General features: G+C 33.7%; 9 protein-coding genes. All 9 read left to right on the forward strand.

The window, feature by feature from the left end:
* Positions 1–1,695: a ThiF family adenylyltransferase gene (locus tag BJ095_RS03605; RefSeq protein ID WP_107932080.1), complete on the forward strand. Its 1,695-nt coding sequence runs from the start codon at positions 1–3 to the stop codon at positions 1,693–1,695.
* Between the two features lies 1 nt (position 1,696).
* Positions 1,697–2,194, forward strand: coding sequence for a Mov34/MPN/PAD-1 family protein (locus BJ095_RS03610; RefSeq protein WP_107932082.1), 498 nt, complete (start codon positions 1,697–1,699; stop codon positions 2,192–2,194).
* Positions 2,172–3,119, forward strand: coding sequence for an SAVED domain-containing protein (locus BJ095_RS03615; RefSeq protein WP_181417952.1), 948 nt, complete (start codon positions 2,172–2,174; stop codon positions 3,117–3,119). The genes BJ095_RS03610 and BJ095_RS03615 overlap by 23 nt, the downstream gene beginning before the upstream one ends.
* A 340-nt stretch (positions 3,120–3,459) precedes the next feature.
* Positions 3,460–4,659 (forward strand): phospholipase D family protein, encoded by a 1,200-nt coding sequence (locus BJ095_RS03620; RefSeq protein WP_107932086.1) that lies wholly within the window; start codon positions 3,460–3,462, stop codon positions 4,657–4,659.
* Positions 4,660–4,829: 170 nt separating this feature from the next.
* Entirely contained in the window at positions 4,830–6,380 is a 1,551-nt protein-coding gene (locus BJ095_RS03625; protein ID WP_107932088.1) for a type I restriction-modification system subunit M, read from the forward strand.
* Positions 6,377–7,639 carry a restriction endonuclease subunit S gene (locus tag BJ095_RS03630; protein WP_107932090.1) on the forward strand — a complete coding sequence of 421 codons (1,263 nt, stop codon included), beginning with the start codon at positions 6,377–6,379 and terminating at the stop codon, positions 7,637–7,639. The genes BJ095_RS03625 and BJ095_RS03630 overlap by 4 nt, the downstream gene beginning before the upstream one ends.
* 34 nt (positions 7,640–7,673) lie before the next feature.
* Positions 7,674–10,733 carry a type I restriction endonuclease subunit R gene (locus BJ095_RS03635; RefSeq protein ID WP_107932091.1) on the forward strand — a complete coding sequence of 1,020 codons (3,060 nt, stop codon included), beginning with the start codon at positions 7,674–7,676 and terminating at the stop codon, positions 10,731–10,733.
* Between the two features lie 103 nt (positions 10,734–10,836).
* Positions 10,837–11,442 carry a hypothetical protein gene (locus tag BJ095_RS03640; RefSeq protein WP_202973769.1) on the forward strand — a complete coding sequence of 202 codons (606 nt, stop codon included), beginning with the start codon at positions 10,837–10,839 and terminating at the stop codon, positions 11,440–11,442.
* Between the two features lie 72 nt (positions 11,443–11,514).
* Entirely contained in the window at positions 11,515–12,528 is a 1,014-nt protein-coding gene (locus BJ095_RS03645; protein WP_235867561.1) for a DUF1835 domain-containing protein, read from the forward strand.
* Positions 12,529–12,579: the final 51 nt, after the last annotated feature.

Raw genomic sequence — 12,579 nt, forward strand, 5'->3', positions numbered from 1 at the left:
ATGAACATTGACTTTCAAGAATTACTACAAGAAAAAGAATATCTGGACAAGGTAACAGAAGTTGAATCATATAATTATGAACTTCTTTTTGAATTGAGAAATGGTTATCAAATACCATTAACGATAACTTTTAGTCCATTGTTTCCAGCACAATTACCAGTTGTTCATATCAATGAAAAGTATCACAATATACCTGACATCCCACACGTTATGAGTAGTGGACTAGTTTGCTTTTTGGATAAAGAGGGAGTTATTTGGAGTGATATTCCCGAAAGAATACTTGATTTTGTTTTTGATAGAGTTGAACGGGTATTAATTTCAAACTCGCCGCAAATGGAATACCATAGGGAATTTAGTTATTATTTTGGAACCTTAGAAAAGACAGAGCCTGTTTTTTCAGTTTACACTCCTGAAGATGAACCAAAGGAAATTTCTGTTTTGGCAATGGGGGGGAAACCATTTGCCTTTTTAACTGACGATGTGGAGTCTAGATCATTATTAAGTAAGTTATTAAATGCGAACATCAATTCCTACAATCTGGATAAGGCATATTATATTCCATTAGATTATACGTATAAGGGTAAGGTTCCTCAGTTTGACAGATTTTGGAGTAATGGAGAAATAACAAATATTATTAGAGATCATATATCTGACGATACATTATTAAAGATAGCAAAGTTTTCAATGAATAAAAAAAGATACTTTTATTTACTAAGAATTCCATTATTGACGGGTGACCAAGCAATTATTGGATTATGGTACGAAAGGGTAAATCATTCTCTTTCAAAAAAAGTAATTCCGCTTATAGATGACAGTATTGTTGATGATTTTGTTGTGACACCTTTGTTTGTTTTTAGAAATGATGACACCACATTAATAGAAAGAGGCGGTGGGATAAAGAAGCCTCTTAACGTCTTATTAGTAGGCTGTGGATCTGTGGGTAGTGATTTATTATTTATGTTAGCACGCTCTGGAATAAAGCATTTTACCTTGATAGACGATGATAAGATGGAAATCGAAAACTCATATCGACATTTTCTCGGTATGAATAAATCCATTGAGCGTAAACCAAAAGTTAAACTGTTAAAAGAAGAATTTGAAAATAGATACCCTAATGTACAAATTCAAGCAATTGAAAATGAAGTACTAGATACAATTGAAAATGGAGAAATAGAACTAAATGATTTTGATTTGATATTAGTAGCAATAGGTGATCCAAATATAGAAAGAAGTCTAAATAAACTTATTTTAGAGTCATCAACTCCAGCAATTTTCACTTGGGTCGAAGCGTATGGAATAGGTGGACATGCACTTGTAGTTAATAACGGAGAAAAAGGCTGTTATGAATGCTTAATAGATAGTGAATTAAGGTTGTATTCATCTTTTGCTGGTAAGAGTGACGTACCATTTATCAAAAATATGAATGGGTGTGCTGGTTCTTTTACACCATATGGAAGTATTGATTCTATGGAAACAGCATTGCTTGCTTCGAGGTTAGTTTTAAGATTATTAGATAATGATATTAAAGGAAATCCTCTCGTTTCATGGAAGGGATCGTCAAAAGTATTTGAAGAGAGTGGGTTTCTAACTTCTGACCGGTATAATCAGCCAAAGGATATTTTAAATCAGGATGACTATGAATATATTAATAGAAGTTGTAAGGTCTGTTCTAACTTAAAGGACGTGGCTTATTAACATGATCAGTATTGAATGGGGAAATATTGTAATCGAGATTGAAGAGCAAGTCATTAAAGTAATTCAAAATATGCGTCAAGATAGTCCTACTGATAAAGAATCAGGAGGGATGTTAATAGGCTCAATACTAACTGACAGTAATGATTTTGTCATTAGGGACTACACTTTTCCTCAAAAGGAGGACTACCAATCAAGGTATAGGTTTATTCGAAGGGAAAAGAGTCATAACGCTTTATTACAAAAGAAGTGGAAGGAAAGCAACAATACTGTAATGTATCTGGGTGAATGGCATACTCATCCTGAAATGGACCCTCACTATTCACTGCAGGATATTAGAAATTGGAGAAGATTATTAAGAAAATCGAAAACATTTTCTGATTATTTGGTGTTTATTATTGGTGGTATAAGCATTTATAGGGTTTGGATCGGTAGCCGTGAAAATGGAGATATAGAATTAGTATATGAAGGAGCATACAATGAAAGTAATAAATTCAATTAAAGAGTTATTTACACTTATACAAAATGACCCTATCACTTCGATAATAATGCTACTTATATTAATTTTTTCTAGTATTATTCTGTACAAAAAATGGGGCTGGCTACAAATCGCATATAACTGGGTTATTAATCATGTTTTGTGCTTTATGAAAAGAGAATTCATTATGTTAGCCACGTTTACAAAGAAAGAGGCAAATTTTACTAGTGTAAAGAGAGAGTATCAGGAAAAGGGATGTTTATATATAACACATAATTTTCTAAAAAAATTTAAAGTAGATGGAAGCATTAATGATACAGAACTTCAGAAAATACTAAAAAAGAAAAAGTCCAAAATGAAAACAGCAATAAAGCGTAGTAAAAACTCTAACTCGCTAATATATCTAGGGTTTCCCCATGTACCACTTGCTTTTTTAGACGGATATCACTTTAAGAGCACGGACGACGCAATTCTCTACGAATATCAAGGAGAGGACTCTGAGTGCCTTGGAAAAGGATTTTATGAACTGAAAAGAAAGTATAACACTGACATGAAATTAGTTAGTAATTATAATTCACAAATTAGGTATGACAATGAGGTTGCATTAAAAATAGAACAATCGTTTTCAATAATGGATGAGGGGATAAAAAATGTATCTGGAACCTCGCAAGTGATTTCATTGGGTTTAGAAAATCCTAACCGCTGGACTATTACTAATTATGCTCAAATTGAATTATATCAAAATAGGTTTTTAGAATTACTATCAAAATTAAAAGAGAACGGTGTTAATAAGGTTCATTTATTTGCTACTACACCTGTTTCATTAAGTTTTAGTTTAGGTAGAATAGTGGAGCATTATCACCCTGAAATAATAGTATATAACTACAATAACAATGCGTATGACTGGGCAATTAATTTAAGAACAGAAGAGATTATAACATTTGATTAGCAAATATTGACTAAAGGGAGAATAGATAGTAGTGCTATCATTCTTCTTTTTTGTTTAATTAATATAAATGGTAAATAGGGTATAAAATTACAGATTTAAAATGGATACAGTTATAATAGTTTTTTCGAAGGTTTATCGTCCTATAAGGGGGAAATAACCCTTAAATTCACCTAGAATGTGTTTGGATCATGTCTCAGTGTTTTTATATATCCAATGTATCTATGACGGTTTAAACCCTTTCCAAATGGTATACCAACCTTTTATCTAATTAGGAAAATTACACCAAATTGAATATAATAGAAGTAGCAAGTTCTAGTGAAACCATTCGGGGGTGACTACCGTGTCAATCAATCTTATTAGCAAAGACTTTGGGGAAAAGTTTTATAGTTTACTCGATTCAACTGAGAAACAAATCAATATTATTTCACCATTCATAGGGCTTAAAACCGCCTTTGGCTTGGCTGAGTGGATAGAAAGTCAAGACAATATTAAGTGCTGCATAATTACCCGCTTCAACAGGGAGGAATTTATAAGAGGTGCAAGTAGTATTGAAGGATTAGAACATCTTGTAAGAGCAGGTGCTGAACTTTATGCATTACAGAATTTACATACAAAATTATATATTTTTGATGATCAGTCAGTGATTATGGGGTCAGCAAATTTTACTTTTAGTGGGTTCTATAAAAATCATGAGTTTGGTCTATATATGGAAAACGAAAGCGACTTCACCAAGCAATGCCAAGATTATTTTGACGGCCTACTTGGTAAACTGAAATCAGATGGAGATTGGAAAATTTCACTTGAAAGAATTTTAAGAGAAAGACACTATGTTAATGAAAGTATTAAAAATCTTAAAGGTAAGAAGGGTTTGAATGAATTCAATATTGCTAAGTGGGGAGCGGTATTAAATGATGTTCCGCAGCCAACACCGCCAAATGGGGATGAAACTGATATCTTAGAAGATGCTATCAGTGATATTACAGTTAATAGTGGAAAAACAGGGATATGGCTTAAGTTTGAGGGAACAAGTCAAGCGAGAATCCGTAATGATGAAGTTTATCTTAAAAGAAAAAGAAGAATTAATGAATATGTTAACCGAACATTTTTCCCAAGGAAACCTACTGGCATCAAGGCTGGTGACACTATTTTCTTAACCGTTGTAAGTAAAGATAAGGATGGAATTGAAGTCCCTATTATTATTGGCTATGCAGAAGCCAAAGGTTTTATCGAAAGCAACAAAATTAATGATACTGATAGTAAGTATCTTAAATGGAATAATAGATTTCCGTATTATATAGAATATACTAACGGAAAGTTTTTAAATGACAGTATTATGTACGGAATTTCTTTGAATGAGTTATATAGGGAATTAAACCATAAGGTCTACCCCGCTACAGTTAATCAACCAAATATAAAAATTGAAAATATAAAGAAAAGACATCATCAAAAATCACATATCCAAATAACTGAATTTGCAAAAGAGTATTTAATTAAAAAACTTAATCTTTTATTTGATAAACACGGGTATGAAGAACTATAAAATATATTTTTTAGCCTCTGAAAGGACAGAAAAGTTATTCTGTTCTTTTTGTTTGTCATTAAAATACTACGAAATATTGGAATTTCTATTTTGCAGAGAGTTGGATTAAAGGTATGATAAAATAGTAGGTATATGGAAATATAAAGAAGTTTAGGTCGGAGGTTTCAAAATTGACTGTAAAAGCAGATATAGAGTTCCAGAAAGACTTATTTGAAGCAGCAAATAAAATGCGGGGTAGTGTTGCACCTGCTGATTATAAACATTATGTATTACCTTTGATATTTCTCAGGTATTTATCGAATAAATATGAACAACGCCGTATGCAATTAGAAATAATGGTAAAAGATCCAAAGAGCGATTGGTTTACAGAGGATACAGAAACACAAATGGTAATAATTGATGACCATGACCAGTATAAGGCTGAGAATGTGTTTGTAGTGCCAGAAGAGGCACAATGGTCTTTTATAATGTCAAATGCTAAACAACCAAATATAAAAGAAATACTAGATAATGCAATGAAACGAATTGAAGAAGAGAACCCTGAACTAGAAGGAATGTTACCAAGAATTTTTCAAGGTTCAAATCTTCCTGCTGAAAATATCGCAGGACTAATTGAAGTTTTCTCCCGTGATGTATTTAGTGCTAGAGCCAATGAGAGTGTGGATGTATTAGGGAGAACTTATGAATATTTTATCGGCTCATTTGCCTCTTCAGAGGGAAATAGAGGAGGAGAATTCTTCACGCCATCAAGTATAGTAAATCTGTTAGTTGCAATGCTTGAACCTATTAGTGGTAAAGTATTTGACCCTGCATGTGGTAGTGGTGGTATGTTCATTCAAAGTGAGGAATATTCACCACGTAAGAAAGCACTTTCCTTTTATGGGCAAGAAAATGTAACAACAACAGTACGTCTTGGAAAAATGAATGTTTTACTTCATGGGATAAATGCTGATATCCAATTGGGGGATTCTTTATTAAACGACCAGTTTCCAGAATTAAAGGCGGATTATGTAATTGCAAATCCCCCATTTAACCAGAAAGATTGGGGTGCAGATAGAATTGCAAAGAATGACCCTAGATTAATTGGTCCAGTAACTAATAGTAATGCCAACTATATGTGGATGCAGCACTTTCTATTTCATTTAAACGATAATGGTACGGCAGGATTTGTTATGGCAAATGGGGCAATGACCACTAATCAGAAAGAAGAAAAGGATGTAAAACAAAAGTTAATTGATGAAGGTATTGTCGATTGTATAGTTCAACTTCCTGATAAGTTATTCTTTACAACAGGAATACCCTGCTGCCTTTTTTTCTTAAGCAAAAATAGGATAGGTGGAAAAGGTTTTAGATCTCGCAAAGATGAAATACTCTTTATCGATGCTCGAAAAATGGGTGCTCTAGTTAGCCGTAAGCAAAAAGCGCTATCTCAAGTAGAAATTAATAGTATTTCCAAAATTTATCATAACTTTAAAAATGAAGGGGAAAGTCCTTATGAAGATATACCGGGATTATGTAAAGTAGTAAAAATTGATGACGTAAAACAAGCAGATTATAAACTAAATCCGGGAATATATGTTGGTACGGAAATTATTGAACAAGAAGAAGTACCATTTGAAGAAAAAATGTTTGAATTAACACAAAAATTGTTAGAGCAATTTCATGAATCTAATAAACTGCAAGAGAAAATCAAGAAGGACTTAGAGGAGATAATCCAATGAGTAAATGGTCAATGGAAAGGTTAGAAGATATTTGTTTAAAGATAACCGATGGGGCACACAATAGCCCTCCAACTGTACAGGATTCAGGATACTTAATGGCATCTGTAAAGGACATGACACAATTTGGATTCAATCTATCAACTTGTAGAAATATTGGAGCAACCGATTATGAAAACTTAATTAAACAAGGGTGTCAGCCAGAAATAAACGATGTTCTAATCGCAAAAGATGGTAATAGTTGTTTGGAAACAGTATTAGTTCAGCGTGAATTTCAACCAATTGTGTTACTATCCTCGGTTGCAATACTTAGACCAGATAAATCAAAAGTTCTTCCTGACTACCTTGCATTATTCTTATCTGAAAAAGAAAATATTAGAAATATGAAGGAGTCATTAGTCTCAGGTTCAGCAATTCCAAGGGTTATTTTAAAAGCGTTTAGAGAGTACAAAATACCCCTTCCTCCAATTGATATACAGGAAAAGATTGTATCTATCATTGGAGCCGTCAATAGAAAAATTGAATTGGCTCTATTAATGAATCAAACTTTAGAAGAAATGGGATATGAACTATATAAACATTATTTTATTAAGTTTGAACCTTTTACTAATCAAAAATTTATTAATACAGAGTTAGGATTGATTCCTGAAAGTTGGAAAGAAGTAGAGATTGGTAAGGCTGTTAAAGTTTTAGGAGGTGGAACACCCAAAACAAGCGTTGAGGAATATTGGGAAAATGGGACAATTAATTGGTTCTCACCCACAGACTTAACATCTCAAAAATCACTCTTTATTACTAAATCTGCGAAAAAGATTACGCAACTTGGTCTTGAGAAAAGTTCAACTAAATTATTTCCCCCCTATAGTGTGATGATGACAAGCCGTGCAACTATTGGTGAAATTTCTATTAATAGGGAAGAATCTTGTACAAACCAAGGATTTATTACTTTAATTCCAAATGATAAGTATTCTATATATCAATTATATTATTGGTTAAAGACAAACATGGACTTAATCTTGTCTATTTCTAATGGGAGTACATTTAAAGAGGTAAGCAAAACAAATTTTAAAAAGTTATTAATATTAGAGGCAGTTGGAATTGAGGAATTTACTGAGAAATGCAAAAATATTTTCGATCAAATTGAGGGTAATCTAATTGAAATTCAATATTTAACTGAGATAAAGGAATATCTCCTTCCTCGTTTACTATCAGGAGAATTAGATTTATTAGAGGTTGAAAAACAATTAGAAGAACTTAAATAATAAATGCCATTATATATGTTGGAGGTGCTTAATAATGTCCAGACCTCTAGGTGAATCAGCATTCGAAGAAACTACGATAGAGAGATTAAAAAGAATTGGTTATGAATATCTTCATGCACAAGAATTGTTTCAGCGTGGCGAACGAGAACAATTGCAAGAGGTAGTATTATTTAATAGGCTTGAAGCCTTCTTAAAGAAGACTTACCCTACTATACCAGAGCAAGAAATAAGGCGACTGATAAGTATATTTACATCGCCTGATGGAGTTAATTTAATACAGAGAAATCAAGCATTTCATCAAATGTTAGTTAAGGGAGTAGAATTCAATTTTGAATTGAACGGTGAGACTTTTACTCCTCACGTTTTTCCAATCGATTGGAATACTCCAGAAAACAATGATTTTCTTGTTGTTAATCAACTTTCAATTGAAGGAAGAATGTCTAGAAGACCGGATATAGTTTTATATGTTAATGGGCTTCCACTCATTGTATTTGAATTAAAGAATCCAAATAGTGAACAAGCAACTGTGAAAGATGCTTATACACAAATTCAAAATTACACCTATGATATTTCACAACTTTTTAATTATAATGCTTTCACAGTAGTATCTGACAATGTTGAGACAAAACATGGGATGCCATTTGCTGATTATGACTTCTTTGCTTCTTGGAAATCCATTGATGGAAGAAATGTAGATAACAATCGGGCCAATACAATGCGAACATTAGTTGAGGGATTGTTTCCTAAAGACCGCCTCCTCAATTATATTCAGAACTTTATAGTCTTCCTTAAAGCAGGAGATAAAACGAAGAAAATAGGGGCAAAATACCACCAATTTTTCGGGGTTAATTTTGCAGTTAGGGAAACTGTTCGTGCAACAAAGCCAGATGGAGATCGTAAAATTGGCGTTATGTATCATACGACTGGTTCGGGGAAATCATTGAGTATGCTTTTCTTTGCAGGTATTTTAAGTAGGCATTCTGAATTGAATAATCCTTCTATAGTGATTCAAGTGGACAGAAATGATTTAGACGAACAATTATATGATACTTTCGTTGAGGGTGAGTCATTAATTGGAAAGGTTGAACGAGCAAGTAGCACAGAAAAATTAAGAACGATTCTTAGAGGTGAAGCAACCCCGGTAGTATTTTCTACAATTGAAAAATTTCGCTTAAAAGGCGAAGAAACAAAACACCCCGTACTTTCAGAACGGAGGAACATTGTAGTAATTGCTGATGAGGCACATCGTACGCAGTCAGGATTTGAAGGTGGTTATGCTGCTCAATTGCGTTTTGCACTTCCAAACGCCTCTCATATCGGTTTTACAGGAACACCAGTAGATTTTGTAGGAAACAATACAGAAGAGATATTTGGACACACCATACATCGTTATGACATGGCACAGGCTGTTGCTGATAAAGCAACATTACCAATCTATTATGAAAGCCGACTTATACCGCTTGATCTAACAGCAGAAGATATTGATGAACAATTTGAGGATATCTTTGTAGATAATGGTGAAGGTGACGAAACAGAAGGTTATAAAAGAAAATGGGCCGCTTTAGAAAAAGTTGTGGGAACTCCAAAACGGCTCAAACGCCTTGCAAACGACATCGTATCACATTTTAACTCAATGGCCAATCCTTTTCAAAAAGCAATGATCGTTTGTATGAGCCGCCAAATTGCTGCCGATTTATATGATTGTCTGAAAGAGGTAGAAGGCTGTCCCAAAATGGAAGTTATTATGACCGGGGATGTTTCAAAAGATCCGCGCGAGTGGAGAGAAATTCAAGAAGGAAGCCAGTATTCACATATTAAGTCTAAGAAAGAACAAGAAGATGTTAAGGCTAAATTAAAGGACCCTGAAGACCCACTTAAATTTGTAATAGTTGTGGATATGTGGCTAACAGGTATGGACGCACAGCCGCTCTCATACCTGTATGTTGATAAGCCTATGAAAGGGCATAATCTAATGCAAGCGATTGCTAGGGTTAACAGAGTTTTCCCCGGTAAAGAAGGTGGAATGGTTGTCGATTATATAGGGATTGCTACTTCTCTAAAAGAGGCAACTCACAAATATACAAAGGGCGGGGGAACGGGTAATCCTGCATATGATGTTGCTGAGGCCATTAGAATTTTTAATGAAAACTTAGAGTCTGTTAGAAACTATATCCCTTCAAATTTAGAGATAGACGGTTGGAGACATAAACCTCAAATAGATAGAGAAGATTTTATCGCTGATTTAGTAAATGTGCTATTAAGCAGCGATACAGAGGATTATATACAATATGCAACGAAATTAGAGAAATCCTATCAACTTGTTAAAAATCAGCCAGAAGTAATGGTTATTGCTGACGAGGTAACTCTATATTTGATGTTAAAGGCTCAATTACGCAAGCATTTACGACCTCCCGGCGGTACTGCAGGTGGGAATAAGACATTAGAAGAGCAATTGTCAGCGTTATTAGATCAAAATTTATTAGCAAAAGAAACAGTAGATATTTTTAAAGTGGCAGGAATAGAACGGCAGGATATTAGTATTCTTGATGAGCAATTTTTAGCCGATTTAACAAAGACAGAACATGAAGATCTACGGTTAAAATTACTTAAAAAACTTCTTGAGGACAAAATCAAAGTAACCTTTAAACAAGGAAGTCCACAAACAAAAACAATGCAAGAGTTACTAGAAAAAACATTAACTGAATACCACAATCGTGTTATTCAAGCAGCAGATGTCGTTCGCATGATGATAAAGATGCGTAAAGAAATGGAAGAAGAAATGCGCAAAAGACAGGACTTAGGCTTGTCTGAAGAAGAGATTGAATTTTACAAGGCAATTACCTCTTTGGAAGAAGGTGCATTTTCAAATGAGTTCCTAGCGAACTTAATACACAAAGTTGTTAATGAGTTAAAAAAGAGACTAGATGTTGATTGGACTAGCCCACACCGACAAGACGTATATGCCAAAGTGAAACTTGCTGTTAAAATGGTATTAATGAAAGAGAAAGTAACTGGGCAACAACTTCAATTTTTGACTAATAAGTTTATGGAACAGGCTGAAGAACAGTTTAAGGGTTGGCCAATGGATGCATAAAGAAAGACAACAAGAAAACAGATACCCACTATTTTACATGGTATCTGTTTTCTTTTTTAAAAGAAGTATACTTACTGACAATACGAAACTATAGGTGATCACAATGAATAAATCAGAAGCCATGAAGATAACTGCTTTAGAACTGGATTATAGAGAAGTTTATGATACTGAAAACTACCTGTTTAATACTGTACATAATAGGTTTAAAGAACAAGGATACTTAAGTGCCCCTGATTTCTTCTTGATTGTCATATGGAAATCAAATCGTTCTAAATCGAAAGTTGCGAAACGGCTATTAGAAATGGGATATCCTAGTTTACAGGAGGCTGTTAAATCGATTACGGCTGAAGTTAATTTATTGACCGATTCTAAGCAAAGATTAAAATATTTAATGGCAAATTGCGGATTTAGGTTACCGATGGCCAGTGCTATTTTAACTGTATTATTTCCTGATTCTTTTACTGTTTATGATGTTAGAGTGTGTAATGTCCTTCAAGAACAAGGATTTCGTTATCATAGTTTAACGGATAGAAAGTTTTCTGATGGATTATGGGAAGAATACACGGAATATATAAAGGCTGTTTCAACTGCCGCGCCTGAAGAGTTTTCATTAAGGGACAAGGATAGATACCTATGGGGTCAATCTTTTTATGAACAGTTAATAATGGATATTAGCGACAATTTTAATGTGTACAATGAGGATGAGTAAGATAAGGAAGTTCTAATTTCCAAGCGAGAAATTTAAAGAAACTAAATGGAATAAATAACGAGGTGAATTTTGGTGATAGAAGAGATACATAAATCAATAAAAGATTTAAGCGAGAGCGACGCAAAGAACCTTTTATTAAGCATGATGTTTCGAATAAAAATGATGCAGGAATCAAAGAATTCACCAGAGGAAATTTTAGAACAATTAAATTCTATATACGATAGAATTATCGACGTTGCACAAAACGAAAATCATGTTGAAAGAGATTATTCAACAGTTCATATTGTGTGTGGAGAATCTCCTGCGGGTTCATTAAGAGTGGGATTAGGGCATGAAAATAAAATAATCGGATTTCCTGATTTCTTTGCTGTTGGTCCCATTTGGGAACTTCATCAAGAGGTTGGTCGTAAAAACAGACATGAATGGTTGAAGGACCATCTCAATTATTCCGATGACTATTTTGAAGAAGTGTACGAAAATAGATTTTCAAAAACACTTGCAGAAATAGAGCGTTTAAACGGAGAGGTCCCCATTGTTATATGGACTGCTGAAAATTCAAATGAACAAACTGGATTACGCTATCTTGTATACTTGCTAAAAGAAAAAAAGAATGACGTTTTCGTGATCAATACTACACTTGCTTTTCAGGAATTATTTAACACACCTGAATTTGGGTGTTTAGATATCCATACGGGCGAAGTAAATGGTGAACAATTAAAAAAAATATATCAAGCAAATCTATCAGCACCATTAACTGATGAGGATAGAACACGATTTGAAAGAGAATGGATCGAATTATCAGAATCAAAAGGTTTGGTGAGGATTTGGGAAAATCACAAAATCAACAATGTCACTGAAGGTCACTTTGATGATTATATTGTGAATACTGCGCGAAAATTACATGCTATGCAAGGTGAAAAAGATTTTATGAAATCAGCAAGGTTAATTGGGGAAATATATGGACAGTACAATCAATTAGGTGATGCTTTTATAGAATATAGGGTAAGAAGCCTAATCTATAAAGGTGTTTTTGAAATAAAGGGAATTCCAAAAGCAATAAGGTATTATAGTGTGAAATTAAGGTGACTCTTTCCTTCTGTGAAGATATTTATATTCATATTCTCTTGAACAGGAGCG

Origin of the sequence: Ureibacillus chungkukjangi, assembly GCF_003217295.1 — a bacterium.
Taxonomy (GTDB): Bacteria; Bacillota; Bacilli; order Bacillales_A; family Planococcaceae; genus Ureibacillus; species Ureibacillus chungkukjangi.